Source organism: Dactylosporangium sp. NPDC048998 (assembly GCF_043197855.1).
Lineage (GTDB): Bacteria > Actinomycetota > Actinomycetes > Mycobacteriales > Micromonosporaceae > Dactylosporangium.
In genome coordinates, this window is sequence record NZ_JBICTV010000029.1 from 16,482 (window position 1) to 37,739 (window position 21,258).

Below are 21,258 nucleotides of genomic sequence, written 5' to 3' on the forward strand. Positions count from 1 at the left end.
TCCCACTGGGACTGAGTGTCCGAGGTGGGTCCTCCCCGAAGCGTGCCAGTCCGGGCCGGCTCTGCCCCGCGGGCGCGACCGGTCCGGCAGCGTCGTGGGGGCAGCAGCGACGACCCCGAGGAGTCACCATGTCACACCGGATCATTATCCTGACCGCGGCCGCCGCGAGCGTGCTCGCGCTGAGCGCCTGCAACAAGCCGAGCACCGGTACCACCGCCGCCGCGCCCGTTGGCTCCGCCCCTGCGGCCTTCTCCTCCGCGCCGGCGCACTCGCCCTCTGCGGCCGCCTCGCGGCCGGCCTCGACATCCGCTTCGGCCGCGCCATCCGGGTCGCGCGGGCCGGGCACACTGCCGGACATCTGCACACTGATGTCGAAGCCGGAGGTGAACGGCCTGACCGGCGAACAGGTCACGCTGATGACGGACGACGGCGGCAACTCGGGCGGCTCGCGGTACTGCCAGTGGCAGTTGTCGCAGGGCCAGCTGACCATCATGGTAAGCCTGGAAACCCGGGAGAACTTCGACGTCCGCAACCGCGAGGCCACCCCGGCTCTCGGCGTAGGCACGACGGCCTACTCGCTCAGCGGCCACCTGTACGTCTGGCAGGACGGCCTTGACGTGGACGTCTACGTCTCGTCGGAGCCGACCGACCAGGCCAACCTTCAGGTGGAACGGCGCGCGGCCGCGCAGATTCTCCCCCGGCTCCTCGCCGCCACCCGCTGACGCCGCCCTCGCCAACGTGGCCGTCCCTCGACCCGCTCGACGACTAGGACGGCAAGGAGGTCGTCGTCATCGGCCACGGCACGGGCTGCGACGTGCTCGCCGACCCGGGCGGCTGCTGAGTTCGCGGAGCGGATTCGGATCGCCGCCGAGCTGCGCGACATGGTCGCGCGCACCCTGTGGGCGCCGTTGACCGTCACCGCACTGCCCGGGCTCGAACCGGACGAGCAGCCCCGCCCGGGCTCCCGCGCCGCCCGGATGCTCATCCCCCTGGCGGCGGACGTGGTCAAGGAGATGGCCGCCGAGTACGGCGTGTGCCTGCGGCCGGTCGGGCTGCGCCGCACCGACCTGGACACCGGCAAGACCGAGATCATCGACGTGCCGTGCGGCGCCACACGGGAGGACAAGTGCCCGCCGTGCGCGAAGCGGGCTCGTCGGCTGCGCAAGGTTCAGATCCGGGAGGGCTGGCAACGCACCGACGAACCCGCCCCCGCCCCGGAACCGGCCACCGACGGGCAGCGGGCGCTGATCAGCCTCCGCGCCCACTTGGAACACGCCCGCGATCAGGCCGTGCGGGAGTCGCTGTGGGATCAGGTCGACGAGGTCGACCACGCCATCCGCGAGGTGGAAGAGACGATCGCGGCCGAAGGGCTGCGGGGCAGCGTCGCCCGGGCGCACGACAAGCCGACGGAGCCGAAGCGGCAGCGCTCCACCAAACGCCGCCAGGACGCCCCGGCCCTGCCGCGGCAGAAGGTCGACCCGCGCACGGTCGGCCGGGTCTACACCGCCCCGGACGGCACCGAATACCGGCCGTCGATGTGGCTAACCGTCACGCTCGACTCATACGGCCCCGTACGACCGGACGGCTCCCCGGTCGACCCGAGCACGTACGACTACCGCCGTGCGGCCTGGGATGCGATCGCGTTCCCGCGGCTGCTGGACCGGTTCTGGCAGAACCTGCGCCGCTGCGTCGGCTGGAACGTCCAGTACGCCGGCTGCGTCGAGCCGCAACGCCGCCTGGCCCCGCACGCGCACTTCGCCATCCGCGGCACGATCGCCCGGGCGGTGCTGCGGGAGGTAGCCGCCGCGACGTACCACCAGGAAAGGTCGACGCGCCCACCTGCCGGCCGGTCTGGGACTCCGACGCCGAGATGTGGTGCGACGCCGAGAGTGGTCAACCGCTGACCGACTGGGATGAGGCGCTGGACGCGATCGAGGACGAGCCGGCACGTGATCCGGTTCGGCGCCCAGATCCGCGCCGAGGGCGTAACCGCGGACGACAAGAACGTCGACCGCACGATCGGCTACATCACGAAGTACATCACCAAATCCGCAGCCGACTGCCACGCCGTCACCACCGACCGGCAACGCGACCACCTGGAACGCTTCTGGCGCGAACTGCGAGTCACGCCCTGCTCGGACCGATGCGCGAACTGGCTGCTCTACGGCATCCAACCGAAGAAGGCACACGCCCGTTTGCGGCCTGGCAACTGCAAGGGCCGCGTCCATCAGCGCTCCACGCTGGGCATCGGCGGGCGGCGCATCCTCGTCTCGCGGGACTGGTCGGGCAAGACCCTCGCCGATCACCGCTACGACGCCCGCGCCTGGGTCCGCGCGCTGCTCGGCGTCTCGGCCGGCGTCGACCAGGTCCCGATCGTCGGCGAGGTCCAGCCGGGCACGCCGACGCCGGTCGCCTGGGAACTCGCGCGGACCAACGACCCGGACATGCCGCCGATGCGGCATCGCCTGCTACGGGCGCTCGCCCAACGCATCCAGTGGCGCAACGCGCTGAACGCCGCACGCGATCGCGCCGCGCAGTACGACGCGACGGCAGATCTTTCGGCAACCAACGACCACGGGGAGGTGTCGCAGCGTGACTGATCGATCGTCAGCGTTTGCGCCCAAGTGGCTGTCGCCGGCTCAAGTGGCGGTGCTGCTCGGGTTCGGGATCTCGAAGGTGAAGATGAAGATCGCGACTGGCGAGCTGCGATCGGTCAAGGACGGCAAGTACCGCCGGATTCTGCCCGAGTGGGTGGACGAGTACATCCGGGACCAGATCGAGCGGCAGGAGGCGGCCTGATGGCGAGTCGTGCACGCGCCAACGGGGAGGGCTCGATCTACCCGTACCGCAACGGGTTCGCGGCGTACGTGTGGGTCACGAAGCCGGACGGCAAGCGCGGCCGGAAGTACGTCTACGGCAAGACGCGCGAAGAGGTCCACGACAAGTGGGTCAAGCTGCACGCCAAGGCGAACGACGGGCCGGTGGCGACGAAGACGCCCACGATCGGCTCGTACGCGGCGTACTGGCTGGAGGAGATCGTCAAGCCGAACCTGTCGCCCGGCACGTACGTTGCGTACGAGGTGGCCTGTCGGCTGTACATCGTCCCGGGCCTCGGCAAGAAGAAGCTCAACCTGCCGTCGCGGGACGCGCAGACCTGGATCAACGAGGTCGCCCGGACCTGCCAGTGCTGCGCCCAGGGCCGTGACGCCCGCCGGCCGAAGGGCAAGCGCCGCTGCTGCGCGCTCGGGCGGTGCTGCCGGTCCCTGCTGTCGCCGGCCTCGCTGGGACACATTCGGCGGACCCTGCGCTCGATGCTCGGCCAGGCGATCGTTGAGGACTCGGCAACTCGCAACGTGGCCAAGCACCTCCGACTGCCGGTGTCGCGGCCCGCCCGGCGCAGCTCGTGGAGCACGGATGAGGCGCGCCGGTTCCTGGAGTCCGCTCGGCAGGACGGCGATCCGCTGTACGCCGCCTACGTCCTGGTCCTGGTCCTGGGGCTCCGCAAAGGCGAGATGCTGGGCCTGACCGACGACGCGATCGACTGGGCCGGCTGGGACCGGCGCTGCAAGCCGCACCGGGTGGCGTTCTGCGTCGAGTGCGTCGCCGAGTACGAGGTGACGCTACAGATTGATCGGCAACTGCAGCGGATCGGCAACGAGCTCCTGTACCGCGAGACGAAGACGCCCCTGTCCGACGCCGGCCTCCCGTGCCGCCGATCTGTGCGGTCGCGGTTCGGCAGCGTCACCTCGACGCCGAACGGGACAGCACGGAGGCTGGCGAGCTGTGGCACGGGCTGCGGCTACTGCTCACCACCCGGTTCGGGACGCCGATCGAGCCGCGGAACTTCAATCGGTACTGGGATCGACGCCAGGGCGATTGCATCATCGATCGGTGAGGCGCTGAGCAGGGGATTCGTGCGGCGAGGGGGCCTGGTAGAGGCCGCAGAAGCGGGTGAGACCGTATCGGTGATCATGGAGTTCTCGACGCCCCGTGATCTCGCAAGGACCTCACCCGCAGATGGCATCATCCCTCATCCCCGCACTGTCTGTCACCGCGCCCGCCGCGGACTCCGGGCCTGCCCCCATCACCGATGGTGAACGCGGCGGGCTCCTGCACGCCCTGGCCGCGGTCCCGGATCCGCGTGACCCGCGCGGGATCCGGTATCCCCTCGCCGGTCTGCTCACCGTCGCGGTCTGCGCCGTCCTGGCCGGTGCGTCGTCGTTCGCCGCGATCAGCGACTGGCTGCACGACCTCGATGAACAGGCCAGAACCCGCCTCGGCTTCCACCGGATCCCGGCGGACACCACGATGTGGCGGCTGCTGACCCGCCTCGACGCCGAACTCCTCGCCGGCGTCCTGGCCGGCTGGCTGCGCACCCGCAGCCGACCGGCGACCCCGCAGCGGCCACGCCGATACCGGCAGGTCATCGCCATCGACGGCAAAGCCCTGCGCGGCGCCCACCGCCCCGACGGCGGCCACGTCCACCTGCTCTCCGCCCTGGACACCGCCACCGGCATCGTCCTGGCCCAGGTCACCATCGCCGCGAAAAGCAACGAAATCCCGGCGTGCGCGCCGCTGCTCGACGCCGTCGCCACCATGCTCGGCGACCTGACCGGAGTGATCTTCGTCGCCGACGCCCTGCACACGCAGACCGCCCACGCCACCGACGTCGCCGCCCGTGGCGCGCACCTGCTCATCCAGGTCAAAGCCAACCAGCCGACGCTGCACACGCAGCTCAAACGCCTGCCCTGGGCCCACGTCCCAGCCGGGGACCGCACCCGCGACCGCGGTCACGGCCGCCGCGAGACCCGCACCGTCAAGGCTCTCACCCTGCACACGCCCGGCGGGATCAGCTTCCCCCACGCCGAACAGGCCATCCGGATCACCCGCACCCGCATCGTCGCCGGCCGGACCAGCCGGGAAACCGCCTACCTCACCGTGTCCCTGCCCGCCGCCGACGCCCAGCCCGCCGACCTGCAGGACTGGATCCGCCGCGCCTGGCACATCGAAAACCGCCTCCACCACGTACGGGACGTCACGTTTCGTGAAGACGCACACCAAGCCCGGACCGGCACCGGACCAGCCGTCATCGCCACCCTGCGTAACACCGCGATCGGCTACCACCGCACCAACGGCGACACCAACATTGCCCGCGCCAACCGACGCGCCAACCGTCGCTCACACGACCTCATAGACGCCGTGACCAGCGGTTACCCAACAACGCAATGACCCTGGGATCGACGCTGCTACGCGGCCGGCGTCCCACGCATCACGGTCCGCGACGCGCGCCGTACCTGCGGCTCGATGCTGGCTGACCTAGACGTTCACCCGCGGGTGGCGATGCAGATCCTTCGCCACGCCAAGTTTTCGATCACGATGGAGATCTACACCCAGGTCTCGTCGAAGAAGACCCGGGACGCTCTTAAGCGTTTGGCCGCGAGCATCACCAGCCCCGCAGCCAGCTAATCTCGGCGACCTCAGCGCCAGTTGGACGAGTAAAGAAGCACCGATCGGGCGAGGCATTCCCGTTGAAGAGGATCGAAGCTGTACGAACGACTTCCTAGCCTAGGAGCCAAACTTGACGCCAGAAAATCCGGAGAGCGCCGACGTCAGGCAAGGCCTCCTCGATCTCGTCGTTAACCTGTCATCACCTCAAATCTTCTCGGGTTCAGACTTCGCTCTTTATCTTCATGTGAAGAACCCATTTGATCGTCCGGTCTGGATCCATCGCGTAGTCACCAATCTCCCAGCTTCGGTACATCAAAAGCTCGGAGACCCACCGATAATTCAGCGCATAGCAAAGGATGACGCGCAGCCCGAAGGCATTCCCGCCAAGATCGCCGCGATCTCGAAACTCATCGACGAGAAGCGAGCCGCGCTTAGAAGCCTAGAGAAGGACGGTTCGGATTCGGATGTAAGCGATCACATAATCGACCTTCGGTCGGAAATTACTCTGCTTGAAGAGCAGCGCGTAGGCATGACCTCCGAAGCGTCTTCCATCACTGTTAGCCTGCGAGACGGCTCGAGCGCCAACGTCCGCGCCGGCAACCGGCGGGTTTATGTTGCCGCGCGTGATGGTTCAATGGTAACAATTGAGGGGTCCGGCGAGCAGGGCTATGTAACCTTGCGCGGCTCACTTCCCGAAGGTTCGGCCCTAATGCCGGGATGTGAAGACGCTATGACCATCACTCTTACCACACGGCGGAGTCCATTCTTCCTTCCCGCCGAATATCGGCTAAATCTAATCGTGCATTACAGCTTCGAGCCGCCCGATTCGAAGCCCAAAATCTACTCGAACACCGTACCTTTTACCGTTGCCATCCGTACTGCGATGCTGTCGGTAATGCTGGGCTCCATTTCGGGCTCAATCGTCGGTTCGATAGGTCGACTGCTTCAGCAGGCGTCGGGAGATCTCGGCAGCCTCGATGCCACGTCAGCGCTAGTGTCGCTGGGTCTAGCTTCCATACTGAGCATGGCTGCGGCGGTGTTCTCCGCTCGGAAGTCTGAAACTCAATCGTTTGTCACAATCGAAGATTTCTGGGGCGGCGCGCTCGTTGGCTTTCTCATCGGCTACTCCGGGACCGCAGCTTTTCAAGATCTCACAGGCGTCGGTAGCCCAAGTCCGGCGTAGCCGGCGGGACTACTGCTGGCGGGACCCACCTGCGGACTCAGGCGCAGAACGAACCCACTGCTGTACTTCGCTGCTGTACGCGGCCTGAGACGGCGGAGCCGGCGCCTGGGGCACCGGCTCTGACCTGGGAAACCTGTGGGCCGCCAGGGACTCGAACCCTGAACCTACGGATTAAAAGTCCGAAGTGGACGATCAACTAGCTCAAAGCCAAGCACAGCAAGGAAAAGTCCGTGAAGGGCCCGGCGCGTCCGAGTCGATCTGACAACGTCCGTGCTGGTCAGCGGGCTCGGCTCCCCGCAAATGCCAATGCCCCCTTTGGATGGCACGCGGAAGTTCCTGAGCCGTACGGGTCCGTCCGCTCCAGGTAGCGAACATCCGAGCAACCAGCGAGCAACCGATCATGTGGAGCCCACGCCCGCGCGGACTCCGTAGTCTCGCCCACATCCGAATGTGTCGAGACAAGACGACTACGGTGGGTTACAGCCCGACCGGTGGAGGTACTTGATCAATTCACTCATCTGCTTGATATGTAGGTGATCGTGAGTCTCCTCAATCGGGGCACGCAGTGCCTCGATCACGCTACATATCACGTTTACGCGGCCCGCCAGGGCGCAGGTGATCGAAGATCACCCGCATAGTGCCGCGATCCGCGCGGGTCCGGTCCGCCGGGGTGAACCGACCGCTCAGACGCATCGATAGCATGCGGCACTTCGCGCTCGGTATCCTCGGCCCGTGCAACTGCAGCTCGGCCGAGGTGACGACTCCACTGCGGTTGTCCGGACCGAACCTGCACTGCGTACCGCAACGCCAGCTCGGTCTTGCCCACCCCGCCCAGACCGCGCACCGCCTGACCGATCACCCCACCACCGGCAGCCAACTTCCGGTCAAGATCGGTCAAGGCGTTGTCGCGGCCGACGAACATCCCCGCCACCGGCGCCGGAAGATTGTTGCGTCCCGGCCGGCGCCTCCACCGCAGCCGGTGCGGGCACCTCGGACAGCTGCACGACTGGTGTTGGTCGCGTTCGCCCCAGAGGACATGATCCCCGTGTTGAACTGGGTCGCGATCGACCTGTCGCCCTCGGCGCGCGGCCCTGCGGCCGCCAGCTCACTCACCGCTGGTGGCGCTGTTGCCGGCCGAAATGATTCCGCTATCGGTATGAACCGCCATCGGTCGCTCCCTAGCTGCCACGATACTCACCCCTGAACGTCAGTGATCAGTACCGATCTAGCATAGTTGGGCCAAACCCACAGCTCCGCCGAACAGGCAGTGCTGTACGAAGGGAATCAGCCAATTCATAGAAACACTCTATTTTACGATCAATTCGGACGCGGTGCCGTTGCTACTGATTGACGGGCGGCTTTGCATGATTTGAGGCATTTTAGGGCAGGACCATCTCCTGCGGTGCGTGAAGGCTACAGCGCGGTCGGGGGACATATCGGCCCGCAGAGGCAGGTGATCCGTCGCAACTGGCGGCTACCGAAGATGGAATGCAACCCCTGCTCGACGGAGGGTGTCTCGGCCGAATGGACCGGTTATGGGCGTCAGGTGGTGCGGCATATCAATCATGGCGGTCCGGGTGTGATATGACCTGGGAATGGTGACGCTCGGCGTCGATTTCGGGACCTCGTCCACCGTTGCGGTCGTCGGGTTGAACGACGGGCGGGTAGTGCCGTTGCTGTTCGGCGAGACGCCGCTGCTGCCCTCCGCTGTCTGCGTCATGCCGGGCGGTGGGCTGCTTGTCGGCCGCGACGCGGTGCAGGCGTCCCGCGGTCGGCCAGAGGCGTTCGAGCCGCACCCGAAGGCCCGCATCGATGACGGCGAGGTGCTGCTCGGCGAGCGAGCGGTGCGGGTCGCTGAGCTCATCGGCGCGGTGCTGCGACGGGTGCGCGACGAGGCGCTGCGGGTCGTGGGTGCCACAGTCGACCGGCTGGTCCTGACGCACCCGGCGGGCTGGGGCGCCCGCCGCCGGCAGACGCTGCGCGAGGCCGCCGCCATCGCTGGCCTACCGCCGGCGGTCCTGGTCGCCGAGCCGGTCGCCGCCGCGGCGTACTACGTGTACGCGCTCAATCGCGAGGTACCCGTGGGTCGTTGCCTGGTGGTGTATGACTTCGGGGCGGGGACGTTCGACGCGTCCGTGGTGCGGCGCACAGCCGGCGGGTTCGAGGTGCTTGCCGAGGCGGGCATCCTCGACGCTGGCGGGCTGGACGTCGACGCAGCGATCGTCGCGCACCTCGGTGCCACTTACGGCGCGGGCGCCCCCGATGGCTGGCGCCGACTCATCGCCCCGGCCATCTCGGCCGACCGGCGGCTGTCGCTGACCTTCTGGGACGACGTGCGCATCGGCAAGGAGGCGCTGTCCCGCAACGCCATGACGACGATCTTCATGCCGATCCTCGAGCTGGAGGCGGTCCTCGGGCGGGAGCAGCTGGACCACCTCGCCCGGCCGCTGCTCGAGCGCACGGTCACGGCAACCAGGCTTGCCATACGCAACGCCGGGATTCGCGCCGAGGACATCGCTGCGGTGTTCCTCGTCGGCGGCTCCAGTCGCATGCCACTGGCCGCCACGCTGTTGCACCAATCGCTGGGTGTCGCGCCAACCGTGATCGAACAGCCCGAACTCGTCGTGGCCAGCGGCACCTTGCACATCGACCGCGCCGTCGCGCTGACGGCGCAACCATCTCCGAAGGACGAGGAGTCGGCTGCGGTATCGCCGGCTGGTTCGCCACCACGTCCGGTGGCGAAGCCGCTGGCGCCGGCCGGCCCGCCGGACCCGTCCGCTCCGATGTCGCCTCTCCCGATGTCGCCGGTGTCGATGCCTCCTGTCCCCACGTCGCCCATCTCGATGCCTCCTATCCCGACGTCGCCCGTCCCGACGTCGACGGTCTCGATGCCTCTTGTCCGTAGGCCGCCCGTCTCGATGCCGCCTGCGCCGTATGCGCCGGGATCCAGGTCTGGCGACCTGGCTCGGCATCAGGGGTCGACCCAATATCAGGTATTCCCGCCTGCACAGCGGCCTGCACCGGCCGCCCCCTACCCAGCCCTCCCCGCCCACAATGACCACCGGCCGGGGGTCGTGCGCCGGGCGGTGAACGCGATGAACACCACCACAAAGGTGCTGTTGAGCGTGGGGGGTCTGATCACAGCGCTGACGGCGGTATGGGCAGTGGCGTCAGCCGTAGCCGTTTCTGGGAAGCAGAGTTCTAGCACGGCGCAGAGTCCTACCACGGCCGCGCAGAGTCCTAGCGCTGCCGTGCGAACGAGGAAGCCGAGTCCTCCGCCGCCTCACTTGGATTGGAGTGGTGCTTTTACCATAAATGCCTGTCCCACGTGTGCCGGCGGCGCGGCGGATCTTGACGCGTCCCCTCCTGTGGTCGACCCGACCGGCCGATTCGAAGGTTCCGACATTGAGACGAGCATCGGCACGCTCGAAATATATACGCTGTGGAGTCGTTGGACGGAGTCCACGCCTCCGACTGCTGTTCAATGCCTTGAAAGTATTAAATCATTCAAGGATGGCTACCCGCATGTCGAGGTTGAGCTACACACGAATCTTGGCCTTTGCGTTGAGACGACCAACCGGGGCGACAATGGGTTCAGTCTGGTGTTTCTTCGGGTTAATAAATTCGATGATGACAGTGTCACCTTCGACGCGATCCGGTGGGTGTCCTAGTGGCTTGATGTAGGACATGACAGCGATTTTTGTAAGATGCGGGCGGCTCCTTACGGCAGGCTCGGGGCAGGCGTGGCGCAACTGCGGTGCCTGGACACGGGCCGCCTGGAGACGTTGAGCCGTCACCGGCCCATCTGGCGCGGTGCTGTCACCGACCGACATCACCCCGGCCCCCGGCCGGCCCCGGTCGAGGTGCCGATGCACCTGCTGCCCGCCGCCCGCTTCGCGGCCGTCAACCACCAGCAGACCACCGGCGAACCCATCACCCCCGACGAACTCGCGATCCGCATGAACGTCGTACCTGACCTCGCCGCAAACCGGCTCTTCGAAGTTAGCGGGGGTCGAGATGCCCGCGGGCTTTGCGGGTAGTGGCGGTTCGGGTTCGAAGTCGCTGGTTGACGGGGTTGCGGAAGCCGTAGGCGTCGCGGGCGATGGTCTTGATGACCCGGTTGGTGCCCTCGGAGCCGGCGTTGGTGATCCCGGTGTGCAGGAACGCCAGGATTTCTGGCCACCAGGTCTCGGCGGTCATGGCCAGGCGCTCCAGTTCGGGGAGGCTGGCGTCGGCGCAGCGGCGGTAGAACCGGTACAGCAGGTCGCGGACCTGTTCGCGATCCGGGTGGGTGCGGGCGGTGGCGAGCAGGTCGAGGAGGTCCTCCTTGGCGTGCCACGCGGTGATGATCGGGTTGCCGATCGCTGGCGGCAGACTGGCGAGTTCGTCGGGGAGGGGCGTCGACGTGCTCGCCACGCATCCGGGCGGCGGAGCGGGTGAGCAGGTTACGCAGCTCCCACTCGCGGTTGCCCTTGCGGCCGCGCCGGCCCCGGTGGGTGATGGTGACACCCGGCGGCGGACCTCGGTAAGGGTCTGGTTCGCCAGTTGCACCAGGTGGAAGTGGTCCACAACCAGGGTCGCCCGGGGCAGGACCGACGGCGGACTTGAAGATCGTGCACATGTCGATCGCGACGAACCGGACCGCGTCGCGCCAGGCCTGGTCACGTTCGTCCAGCCAGTCGATGACTGCCTGGGCGGTGCGGCCCTCGACCTGCCCGAGCAGCCCTTGCCGGCCGGACAAGGTCGACGAACCCGACGTGCCAGCGGTCGACCGTGCTCTGCCAGCCACCGGTGGCCTCGTCGAGGACCCATCTGGGCCGGCCCCGGCAGATCTCGTCGATGCCGAGTACCTGCACCGGCTCCGGCTGGGCCGACAGCACCATCTGCGCGTGGTCGGTGAACGCCGCCGCGACCACCGGCCAGGAGACCGCATGGTCGCGGGCGCCTGGACCACGGTACGGCCGGCATCGGCCACCGCCGCCCCGGCCGCAACCCTCAACCGGCTGGTCAACCGCCTACGTGCCGGCAGTGCCGGCACCGACTCGGCGAACGAACGACGCCGGCACCCTGCCTCGTCGCAGCGCCAGCGGCGCTTGGTCCTCGCGCACGGCTGGGTCGCCGTCGGGCCGGCCGAGCTCGGCGGCGATCGCGCCGAGCAGGTCGACGCACGACGGGCAGCCACCCCCCGTTGGTCAGTTCCGCCGCGTAGGGGCGCGGTGAGGCCCTCGTTGTCGATCAGGTCCGGCCGGACCACGGGCCGCGGCTGGTGGTCGTGGCCGGCGTCGACGAGCTCGCTGCCACCACGACCCCCACGGACCAGTCCAGGTCGCCCGCCACCCTGCAGCGGGTCCGCGCCACGCTGCGCGCCGCCTACAACGCCGCCATCCGCGACGGCATGGTGACCGACAACCCGGCCCGCCGCGTTGAGATGCCAGCCACACCGACCCCACGCCGTGGTGTGGACCCAGGCCCGGGTCGAGCAGTGGCGCACCGACGGCCATCGGCCTGCAGTCGCGGTCTGGACCACCACCCAGCTCACCGAGTTCCTCGACACCGTCACCGACGATCCGCTGTACCCGCTGTGGTGGCTCATCGCACTGCGCGGGCTGCGCCGCGGGGAGGCCGCCGGCCTGCGCTGGCAGGACGTTGACCTTGACCGCCGGCAGCTGTCGATCACCACGCAGCGCACCACGATCGGCTACCAGGTCGTCGAAGGCCCACCGAAGTCCACCGCCAGTCGCCGCACGATCGCCCTGGACCGGCGCACGGTGGCGATCCTGCGCGCCCATCAGCGCCGTCGGCGGCAGCTGTGCACAGCCGCAGGCAGGCAGTGGCGGGCATGGGACTACGTGTTCACCCGCCCGGACGGGCAGCCGTTCCATCCGAACAGCTTCACCAAGCGGCTGCGGTACCTGATCACCGCTGCCGGGCTGCCGCCGGTGCGGTTGCACGATCTCCGGCATGGTGCGGCCAGTCTCGCCCACACTGCTGGGGCTGATCTCAAGACCGTCCAGGATCAGCTCGGCCACGCCAGCATCGTGCTCACCGCCGACACCTACACCAGCGTGCTGCCCGCCACCCAGCACAAAGCCGCTGAGGCCACCGCCCGGCTCGTCCTCACCACCGCCAGAGGGGTGCGGGACAAGATCCGCCGCCGGAACTGGCCGACCAGCCCGCCCCGACCCCCGCAGAAGTCCACCACCGTTGCGACCGGACCAGTCCCGAAACCGCAGGTCAAACCCGATGCCGAGGGTGGGAAGCGGCCGAAACGACGCAAGCGGCAACGAGCAGCCAGCAAGCATCCACGGTCCACATCGGACCGATAGGCAGGATGAAACCGCAGGTCACGTGGTGGGCCGCCAGGGACTCGAACCCTGAACCTACGGATTAAAAGGCGGGGAGCCCGGGGGAGCGGGCCCGCACGGAGTTCACGACGCGGATCCGCGACGCACTGCGGCGGATCGAGGCGGTCCTCCCCGAGCTCGGCGCGCACCTACGGGCGTCGGTGCGCACCGGTGCGTTGTGCAGCTACCGCCCCGCCGGAAGCACTGCCGGAAGCCCCGCCGGATGCCGTACAACCGAATGGTCCGTCGATCCCGTCTGAGGGTGGACGAAATCCCCGATGGGAGAGGGCGGCTTGGATGGGCGGCAGCTCGGCGGACCAGGAGTACGTGGAGTACGTCACGGCGCGGCAGCTGGCGCTGCGCCGTCTCGCATATGTGCTCAGCGGCGACTCGCACCGCGCTGACGACCTCGTCCAGCAGACCATCACCACGCTCTACGTGCGGTGGTCGAAGATCCGGCAGGCCGGAAACCTGGACCGGTATGTGCGCAGCATGCTCGTGAACGCCTTCATCGACGAGCGCAGGCTCGCCTGGTCGAAGGTGCGGCTCTTTGCGGAGCCGCCGCACATACCGGACCGCACGGCGCCGGGGCAGAACGAGGTCGAGGACCGCTCGGTGCTGCGCGCCGCGCTGGCGCAGGTGCCCCGCCGCCAACAGGCGGTGCTGGTGCTGCGCTTCATCTACGACCTGCCCGTCGCCGAGGTCGCCGACACGCTCGGCGTTACGGTCGGCACGGTCAAAAGCCAGACGTCCCACGGGTTGAACGCGCTGCGACGGCTGCTCGGCGAGCGGTCGGTCGCGGTCCTGACCGAGGAGCGATAGCACGTGGATCTCAACGAATACAACGCCGGCGACCTGTTGCGGACCCTGCCCGACGAGCCACCGCGGCCGCCGTCGATCGATGTCGCGCGGGCGATGCGCGACGGCCGGCGCCGCCGCCGGCTGCGCCGTCGGGCACTCGCGGGCGGCGTGCTGGTGCTGACCCTGGCCGCGGTGGCGGCGGTGCCGGTGGCGCTGGCCGCGACCCGTGGCCCCGACCGCCGGCCCGAGCTTGCCCCCGCGGCGTCAGGCAGCAGTGGGGGTACGAGCGCCGCCGCCAAGGCCCCGCCGACCGTCCGGGCGACGGCGCGGGCCATCGCGGTCCCGACGTCGTGCAAGGCGGAGAAGCTGCCGATCCCGGACAACGTCACGATGGCGCTGGTGACCGCGGCCGACCCGACCGGAAGCATCATTTTTGGTCGCTCGTACCCCAAGGGCGGCGACCGGCAGGTCCTGGTGTGGCAGGACGGGCGGGCCACCAAGGTCGCCGTCCCCGGCGCGGACCAGGCGATCAGCGCGGTCAACGCGGCCGGCGTCGGGGTGGGCAACAGCTGGGTCGACAGCGGTCCGGTCGCCTGGCTCTACCGCGACGGCAAGGTCACCAAGCTCCCGGGCGGCGACGGCGTCACGGTCGCCGGCATCAACGCGGCCGAGGTCATCGTCGGCAACAACGGCACCGGCCGGCCGCTGATCTGGTCCAGCCCGACCGCCGAGCCGCGGCCCCTGGCCCTGCCCGACGACGCGACCGGCGGCATCGCGAGCGCGATCGACGAGGACGGCACGGTGATCGGGTCGATCTACACGACTATCCCGGGCGGTGTGCAGACGACGGCCCCCGACCCCCGCGGCGTGCGGGCCGGCGTTGCCTACGCCTGGGCGCCCGACGGCACGGGTCGACGGCTGCCGGCGCCCGCCGTCGTCAGCGGCACCGGCTATGGGGCCTTCACCATCCGCAACGGCTGGGTGATCGGCGTCAACCGGCCGGCCGGCGCCCCCGCCAGCGGCCTACGCTGGGACCTGGCGACCGGCACGGTCGAAACGGTGCCCGGCTTCGCCACACGCCCAGACACGGCCAACGCCTCCGGCTGGATGGTCGGCACCGACCCACAGGGCCACGGCCTGATGGTGGCCGGCGACAAGCGGATGCAGCTGCCGGATCCGTTCCAGCACAAGCCGAGCACGACCAGCCTCCTGGCCGTGACGATCAGCGACGACGGGCGCACGATCGCCGGCCAGGCCGACGATCCCAGCGACACCATCCGCGCGATCGTCTGGAGATGCCACTAGAGAACGACCGTAGGTCCGGCCGCCTTCCTCGGGGTGTACCCCGTGTCGAGGGCGGCCGGACCACTTGGCCGTTGGCGTCCGGCTTTCATTCCTTGCGCCGGGGGCGCGCGCCGGGTCGCCGCGTGGTGTGGCTTGTTGGCGACGGGTGTGTGTGTGACTGCACGCTCGGCGATGGTTGTCGCTCAAGATTGGGGTTGTTGCGAGGTTTTGGCGGTCGACGGCGGCGTGATCCTCGATCGTGGAAAGGTGGATGGGCTATAGCCATCGCTGGTTTCCACGATCGAGGACCTTGAGGGCGTGCAGGCTGCAAGATTGTGCATAGGTCGAGATCTTGGGGTCAGGGCGCTGTGTGGTGCTGCGAGTGCATGCAAGCTACCTCGCGTCCGGGCACGCGCCACCCCGAGCGGCGTGCGGAGAGATAGCCCGCTCACTATGCGCGTACGCCCCACCCCGAACGGTGTGCGGACAGATCGGTCGCTCACTAAGCGCGCACGCTCCAGCCCCGAACGGTGTGCGGAGAGATCGCTCGCTCACTATGCGCGCACGCCCCACCCCGAACGGCGTGCGCAAGGAGTGCCTCGTCACTGTGCGCGCACGCACAACTCCCGAACGGCGGCGCGGCTCGGCCAGGACGCTGTCATGGAATGTCCGATTCTCGGCGACGAGGCGGCGCGTGTAGCACTCCTGCAGAGCGGTTGAGCGAAGCCGCGCCTTTCTGCCGAATTCTCTGCAGTGGGATGTTTCGTTCGACGGCTCCTGATTGGTCCAGCCACGGACGTTGTCGTGGGCCTTGACGGGCGACGGCGAATATGTACCGCGACCGCGCTGTCGTCTGCCGATCGTCACGAAGGTCAATCATGGCCTTCCTCCGCGTCGGGAGTCCTTGGCGCCAACCCTTGGACCCTCCCGGAGAGGGACCGCCACGCTGCTGATCTCCTTTGCTCACCTCGCGTCGGACGGTGCACTGCGAGCGACTGCGCGTAATCCCACTTATGGTGCATCCGCCGGCGGCGCACAAGCCGGACGCACTCGCGGCTGCCGATCCGCGGCGGCGTGGCCGGTTCCGGTCGCGCCCGGCCGCGACGGCGACGAACCGGTGCCGGTGTGCGGCACGCGCCCGTTCCGCCGCAGCGTGCGTTCGCTGCAGGAGGTCGCCGGACTGCGCACACCATGCGGCGAGGTGATCGTGGAGTCGCTGTTCGCGAGCGGAAGGGTGCGGGGTCGACCGGGCCGATGGCGTGACGGGCGACGGCCCCGGCCCTGCGGAGTCCACCGGCGGTTTCGCGGCGTCCTCGGAGCAGGCGGCGAGGGCCGGACGTGCTGGCATCGGCCCGCACGTTCTGGCCACGCCCGCCGACCGGCCGCGGGACCGTCACACACCAGACCGCCCGGGGATACACGACTTGCATCATGGCCAGTGATCTGCGTTGATCAGGTCATGACCGGCATCAACGACGGGCGCGGCGGCATACAGCCCTCGGCGGCGGCACATCCCGAGGCCGGCAGGACGACGGCGTCGAGCGGATCGGCATCCGCTCACATCCCCGCCGCAGACGGTGGGTCCTGCGAGCATCCCGGGATCGTCATGCGGCCCGGACCGACGGGGCCGCGCGCGGCGTTGTCCGACGGGCCGGATGTCTGGGAGGTCATCGCGGCACTGCACGCCATCCGTCACGAAGACCCCACCTGGCATGGCGAGGCCCTGCGCAGCGAACTGCGTACGGTCACCGGGCTCACCACCGCCCAGATCGCCGCCGCGCTGGACTACTACACAGCCCACCCCGACGACATCGACAGACGGATCGCCGGCAACAACGAAGCCGCCGAGCGGGCACAACAGCCACCGGCCGCCGATGGGCCACCGCCCCGGGAGCATGCCAAGCGAGTCCCGCGGCCACTTGATGACTGAGCCGCACCACTGGCCGCCCAGCCCTGGTGGGCAAGCGCGCTGCGGCCGACGGCCGCAGACACCGGACGTTCGTCAACGTGCCGTGCGGCGTCCGGGTTGCGCCCGTTCGAGAACATGCGAACCCGCTGTCTCCGTCCCTCGCCTACGAGCCCGACGGGATCCTGCCGATATTGCTGGGCCGGCTAAACAACCTCGGCATCGGCGGGCTCGCCGCCGATGCCGAGGCTCGCGATACTCCGAACGGATTTCAGCCGACCAGCACCGTCACATCCGGCGGCGTCAGGTCGGGCTCGGCCGCGTCGTCAAGCCCGAGATGGTGCCGGACGTCGCTCAGCGCGCTACGGGCCTGTCCGAGCAGATCGCTTGCCCGCACGACGGCCTCACCGCCCTGGCCGGAGCAGTCGCCCACATAGAGTTCCAGGTGGCTGCTGATCCGAGCCAGCGCGGCAACGGTGTCCTCCACCGCCCCGACCGCGACGATCGCCGGGTAGCAGCCATTGGCCTGCATGGCCCGGTAGGTCGCCCGCGCGGACACGACCAGGCCCATGAACGCGGCCGGCACGACCTCGGTGTCCTCCGGGTCGATACCGATCGCGCCCGATGCCGGGTCCAGCCCCAGTCCGATACCGGTCGGGCCGGGACCGGACGGTGCTGACACGTTGTCCGCCACAGAGTCCTCCTTCGCATCGATGGGCCGGCGGCGACTGCCGCGCGGCCCGCGCCGGACCCGCTCCGACGCAGCCACATGAACCCTCACCTCGCCGCCCAGGGCAAGTGCTCCCGGGGGACCTCGCCCCGGTAACAAGCCCCGACCGGCCCCGCACGGATCGGCAGCGGTGCACCGGCGATACGCCGGAGCCCGGCCACGACTCCTGCCCGCAGAAGGCGGGTGAGTCACGCCCGGGCCGAGCACGGCGCCGGTTGGCCATAGGCGGAAGCCCGAGACGTCGGAAAGGAGATCCGGCGCCGGACGCGGCATGGCGGTTGAGTGGTCCATGTGCCCGACAACCGGAAGCGGCTCAATGATCGGCAACACGCGCTCCTGGCCTCGATCGGAGCCGGCTGCCGACAGGGAAGGGGCCAGGCTGCTGCTGGACCTCGACTACATCGTGCGCTGGGTCGAACCGCACGAGGCGAGCGGCACTTCACCTTCTGGATCTCACCCGCAGCGCTGGTGCGGGCGGCCGCCGACCCAGGTCGGCCGCTGCACCACCAGCCGCTGCGCCGGTCCCGGCCTCCGCGGGGCAGGCCGCCGCTGCCGGGGCCGGGCCGCGCCCCGCCTGCGGGGGTACGGTCGCGGCGGCGCGTGCTGCGCATCTTCGAGCAACTGGCCAGCCCGAGCCGGGACGCCGAAGACCGGCGCCGTGCGGCCCTCGACCAGGCCCGAGCCGCATACATCGAAGCCGAGCAGGGTCGGCATTTCGTCGACCAGGTGCGGCGCTGGCGGCTCGCCCCGCACGCGGCGGCCTTCCTCGAGGCGACGCGAACCGAGATCGCCAGCCGCGCGGCGCACGGCCACGACGTCACCGCAGCTCAGCAGTGGCTGGCGTGGGCCGAGCGGTACGTCGCCGACCTCGACCCGCTCCGTGGCGAGCTCGGCTTACCGCCGGTGACAGCACCGTCCTGCTGACCGGATCGACATCAAGAAGCGCCGGCTGGGGCTCGACCCTTTGGTGCGCAGCGACCAACTGGCTCCGCGTTCGCACCGTCAGCGCCCGACCCGGGAGATCAGGACGGCGCCGCCCAGCCGGCAGTATCGATGTCCCGCGCCGGTGGGGTCTCGGCGGGCGGCTCGATATCGGCAAGCCGGTCAAGCAACTGCAGCAGGCTGACGCCGGCGTCGGTGCACCAGGTCGGCCACCCGGGTGCGGGGCAGCCCGCGAGACCGGCCGCGGCGCTGTTCGGCGTGGAATAGACGGTGCCGTTCGCGTCGACGTGGAATTCGACGGGCGTCGCCGCAGCGGCCCCGTATGCCCGATGTCACGACGATCCACGCTTGGGTTTGCGGGTAGTGTCAAGTCGCCCGTCGACCACGTCGCACCGCGCGGCCCCGGCCAGCGAACCTGACCGCACACGCCAGCCGAGGAACGCCCGGTTGGTCGGCCTGGTCCACGGCCGCCGAGGCCCGGAACCCCGCGTCGGGCGGCCACCGGCACAGTCATCGCGAGCCCGGGGATGAACGGCACCTGGACGGCACTTGGTCGACCGAGCAGCACGTCGCCGTCGTGGTGGTGCGGCCGTCGTCGGTGCACGTCGGCGCGGCTCCCGGCAAACGCCGGAACTGTGCGATAACGGGTTTTCCGTCGACTTCAAGGGGCTCGAAACGACGCAACCGGCAAGGAGTAGCCAGCAAGCATCCACGGTCCGCATCGGACCGAGAGGCGGGATGAAACCGCAGGTCAAGTGGTGGGGGCCAGGGACTCGAACCCTGAACCTACGGATTAAGGTGCGCATTACGGCTCGGGTCACGCAGCTGACGTTCTTTGACGCGCATGTGAGGGTTGTTCTAAGCGAGTATGTCCGTGGCCGTCTGCGGATCGTGCTCGCCGCGTACACCGAGGTGGTTACTTACAGGCCCAGGCTTGAACCCGTGACCCAGGCTTGGTGTGCTGGCTCATCTTGCGAGCGGCAACCCGACTCGCAAGATGAGCCAACGTCTTACGGCCCCGCATGGCAGGGACGACGTGGCCTGTGGCTACGCCTACGGAGCACCCCAGCATGAGCCGGGCGTTCCGATTTTAACTCCGGCACTGACTGCGGCTCGGAAGCATCGCTGCGACGAAAGATCAACGGAACCGCACTAACTGTGGCTACCGGGAACGTGCCGTTGCCGCACTGAACTGCTGGAAAGTAGTGCCCAAGATGCGCTGCCATCACCGCTGGACAGCGCAACAGCCGCCTCCGCCCTCCTGCTGCGCGAGACAGTCTGGCATCTTGCCTGGCATCATGGCGCCGTCTGTGGCTAGGCCTATTTGCATTCTGCTACTGTCAAGCCATGGCCTTCGAACCCCGGACCGTCCGCGTCACTCGAGTCATGACCGTCACGACCGTCGTGCAGACAACGGTGACAACCGAGGAGCGCGTCGTTCAGTTGGTCAAGCCCGACCGAACGCCGACGACCGACATCGCTGGGTCGCCGGCCCCGCAGACGGCGTTGTTGAAGGTCCTCCTGGAACAGGTTCTGCCCATTGCGGTAAACGTGCTGTTGCTGATATGGCCGCTCCTGAGCTGACGTTGGCCGATGATCGACTCAGAAGGACCCGGATGTTCGCTTTGATCTGCCCGTTTCGCGGCGGCGGCGACCGCCTGGGAAGCCCCCGCGCATGCGGGGGACGACGGCAGCAGGTGGCCACCGTCAATGTCGGGAAGACCCCCGCGCGTGCGGGGACGACCGCAGCTGGGTGGCGAACGCCCCCGCGTAGTTCGGAAGACCCCCGCGCGTGCGGGGAGGACGACGACGTGAACAACAAGCCCGTCGTTGGGCCGGGAAGACCCCCGCGTGCGGGGACGACCTCTGCTACCTCGTCGCGCTCGCGGCGGCCTCCGGAAGACCCCCGCGAGTGCGGGGACGACGACACCAACGGCTGGTCGGACATCGGCTACAACGGAAGACTCCCGCGCGTGCGGGGACGACCAGGTGACGTACCAACTCGCTCTCCGCGGGAAGACCCCCGCGCGTGCGGGGACGACCACAGGAGCTGCATCGGACGGATCACGTTTCCGGAAGACCCCCGCGCGTGCGGGGACGACTTGCCGAACTCGTCCTTGTCGCGTTCCTGGGTGGGAAGACCCCCGCGCGTGCGGGGACGACTCGGGGATGCCGTGCTGCCAGTGTTCGGGCCGGGGAAGACCCCCGCGCGTGCGGGGACGACGACGGCCTCGAGCACACCGCGGAACTCGCCTACGGAAGACCCCCGCGCGTGCGGGGACGACTTCGAGGCCCCGAAGGGCTGGTCGGAGATCGCGGGGAGACCCCCGCGCGTGCGGGGACGACATCGCCGCGACCTCCGCCAGCCGACGACGAGCAGGAAGACCCCCGCGCGTGCGGGGACGACACGGTGACCGTGTCCGTCTGCCCGTCGCGGCACGGAAGACCCCCGCGCGTGCGGGGACGACCCACCAGGGGTGATCCAGGACATGACCTGCCCGGGAAGACCCCCGCGCGTGCGGGGACGACAACCTTGAGCACGCGCAAGGGCACGCTTCGCTCGGAGAACCCCCCGCGCGTGCGGGGACGAGGCCCGTCACCAGGTCGGCGCGAGCAACGC

14 protein-coding genes, 2 pseudogenes and 1 CRISPR repeat array (1 of these 17 cut by a window edge) are annotated in these 21,258 nt (G+C 69.0%); of the genes and pseudogenes, 14 read left to right on the forward strand and 2 right to left on the reverse strand.

Features of this window, described 5'->3' with window-relative positions; all coding sequences use genetic code 11:
* Positions 1 to 128 precede the first annotated feature (128 nt).
* From ACGFI8_RS38245 to ACGFI8_RS38280, 8 genes and pseudogenes are all read left to right on the forward strand, one after another.
* Complete coding sequence (locus ACGFI8_RS38245; protein WP_392812166.1) at positions 129 to 722, forward strand: DUF3558 family protein; 594 nt, start codon at positions 129 to 131, stop codon at positions 720 to 722.
* Between the two features lie 255 nt (positions 723 to 977).
* Positions 978 to 2,600 (forward strand): annotated as a pseudogene (locus ACGFI8_RS38250) (replication initiator).
* Positions 2,593 to 2,799 (forward strand): excisionase family DNA-binding protein, encoded by a 207-nt coding sequence (locus ACGFI8_RS38255; protein WP_392812168.1) that lies wholly within the window; start codon positions 2,593 to 2,595, stop codon positions 2,797 to 2,799. The pseudogene ACGFI8_RS38250 and the gene ACGFI8_RS38255 overlap by 8 nt, the downstream one beginning before the upstream one ends.
* The gene (gene xerC, locus ACGFI8_RS38260) at positions 2,799 to 4,097 is read left to right on the forward strand and encodes a tyrosine recombinase XerC (RefSeq protein ID WP_392812169.1); all 1,299 of its coding nucleotides are present in this window, start codon (positions 2,799 to 2,801) and stop codon (positions 4,095 to 4,097) included. Before ACGFI8_RS38255 ends, xerC begins: the two co-directional genes overlap by 1 nt.
* Positions 4,018 to 5,229, forward strand: coding sequence for an ISAs1 family transposase (locus tag ACGFI8_RS38265; protein WP_392812171.1), 1,212 nt, complete (start codon positions 4,018 to 4,020; stop codon positions 5,227 to 5,229). Before xerC ends, ACGFI8_RS38265 begins: the two co-directional genes overlap by 80 nt.
* A 3-nt stretch (positions 5,230 to 5,232) precedes the next feature.
* Positions 5,233 to 5,466: pseudogene (locus tag ACGFI8_RS38270) on the forward strand (site-specific integrase); the annotation flags it as partial.
* A 112-nt stretch (positions 5,467 to 5,578) separates the two neighbouring features.
* Complete coding sequence (locus ACGFI8_RS38275) at positions 5,579 to 6,631, forward strand: hypothetical protein (RefSeq protein ID WP_392812173.1); 1,053 nt, start codon at positions 5,579 to 5,581, stop codon at positions 6,629 to 6,631.
* 1,595 nt (positions 6,632 to 8,226) lie between these two features.
* Complete coding sequence (locus tag ACGFI8_RS38280; RefSeq protein WP_392812175.1) at positions 8,227 to 10,302, forward strand: Hsp70 family protein; 2,076 nt, start codon at positions 8,227 to 8,229, stop codon at positions 10,300 to 10,302.
* Between the two features lie 331 nt (positions 10,303 to 10,633).
* Here the strand turns inward: ACGFI8_RS38280 and ACGFI8_RS38285 are convergent, their stop codons facing one another.
* Positions 10,634 to 11,599: a transposase gene (locus ACGFI8_RS38285; RefSeq protein WP_392812176.1), complete on the reverse strand. Its 966-nt coding sequence runs from the start codon at positions 11,597 to 11,599 to the stop codon at positions 10,634 to 10,636.
* A 485-nt stretch (positions 11,600 to 12,084) separates the two neighbouring features.
* Here ACGFI8_RS38285 and ACGFI8_RS38290 point away from each other — a divergent pair, with 485 nt between their 5' ends.
* The 4 genes from ACGFI8_RS38290 (at position 12,085) to ACGFI8_RS38305 (ending at position 16,990) form a co-directional block, all read left to right on the forward strand.
* Entirely contained in the window at positions 12,085 to 12,957 is an 873-nt protein-coding gene (locus ACGFI8_RS38290) for a site-specific integrase (protein WP_392812178.1), read from the forward strand.
* Between the two features lie 315 nt (positions 12,958 to 13,272).
* Positions 13,273 to 13,797, forward strand: a complete 525-nt coding sequence (locus tag ACGFI8_RS38295; RefSeq protein WP_392812179.1) for a SigE family RNA polymerase sigma factor — start codon at positions 13,273 to 13,275, stop codon at positions 13,795 to 13,797.
* Between the two features lie 3 nt (positions 13,798 to 13,800).
* A complete protein-coding gene (locus ACGFI8_RS38300; RefSeq protein WP_392812180.1) occupies positions 13,801 to 15,081 on the forward strand; it encodes a hypothetical protein in 1,281 nt (426 codons plus the stop codon).
* 1,438 nt (positions 15,082 to 16,519) lie between these two features.
* A complete protein-coding gene (locus ACGFI8_RS38305; RefSeq protein WP_392812181.1) occupies positions 16,520 to 16,990 on the forward strand; it encodes a hypothetical protein in 471 nt (156 codons plus the stop codon).
* 247 nt (positions 16,991 to 17,237) lie between these two features.
* On the opposite strand, the gene ACGFI8_RS38310 is transcribed toward ACGFI8_RS38305, so the two are convergent.
* Entirely contained in the window at positions 17,238 to 17,660 is a 423-nt protein-coding gene (locus ACGFI8_RS38310) for a hypothetical protein (RefSeq protein WP_392812183.1), read from the reverse strand.
* Between the two features lie 636 nt (positions 17,661 to 18,296).
* Here ACGFI8_RS38310 and ACGFI8_RS38315 point away from each other — a divergent pair.
* Together ACGFI8_RS38315 and ACGFI8_RS38320 are read left to right on the forward strand one after the other, a co-directional pair.
* Positions 18,297 to 18,620, forward strand: a complete 324-nt coding sequence (locus ACGFI8_RS38315) for a hypothetical protein (RefSeq protein ID WP_392812185.1) — start codon at positions 18,297 to 18,299, stop codon at positions 18,618 to 18,620.
* Positions 18,621 to 19,985: 1,365 nt separating this feature from the next.
* Positions 19,986 to 20,222, forward strand: coding sequence for a hypothetical protein (locus ACGFI8_RS38320; protein ID WP_392812187.1), 237 nt, complete (start codon positions 19,986 to 19,988; stop codon positions 20,220 to 20,222).
* A 76-nt stretch (positions 20,223 to 20,298) separates the two neighbouring features.
* Positions 20,299 to 21,258: direct repeats of the CRISPR family, unit length 28 nt; unit sequence GGAAGACCCCCGCGCGTGCGGGGACGAC; it runs 2,342 nt beyond the window's last position.

Bases quoted from the DNA above. Each gene is read 5' to 3' on its own strand.
- ACGFI8_RS38245 (WP_392812166.1), top strand. From the start codon at position 129: ATGTCACACCGGATCATTATCCTGACCGCGGCCGCCGCGAGCGTGCTC.
- xerC (WP_392812169.1), top strand. From the start codon at position 2,799: ATGGCGAGTCGTGCACGCGCCAACGGGGAGGGCTCGATCTACCCGTAC.
- ACGFI8_RS38265 (WP_392812171.1), top strand. From the start codon at position 4,018: ATGGCATCATCCCTCATCCCCGCACTGTCTGTCACCGCGCCCGCCGCG.
- ACGFI8_RS38280 (WP_392812175.1), top strand. From the start codon at position 8,227: ATGGTGACGCTCGGCGTCGATTTCGGGACCTCGTCCACCGTTGCGGTC.
- ACGFI8_RS38285 (WP_392812176.1), bottom strand. From the start codon at position 11,599: ATGCCGGCCGTACCGTGGTCCAGGCGCCCGCGACCATGCGGTCTCCTG.
- ACGFI8_RS38295 (WP_392812179.1), top strand. From the start codon at position 13,273: ATGGGCGGCAGCTCGGCGGACCAGGAGTACGTGGAGTACGTCACGGCG.
- ACGFI8_RS38305 (WP_392812181.1), top strand. From the start codon at position 16,520: ATGACCGGCATCAACGACGGGCGCGGCGGCATACAGCCCTCGGCGGCG.
- ACGFI8_RS38320 (WP_392812187.1), top strand. From the start codon at position 19,986: ATGGCCTTCGAACCCCGGACCGTCCGCGTCACTCGAGTCATGACCGTC.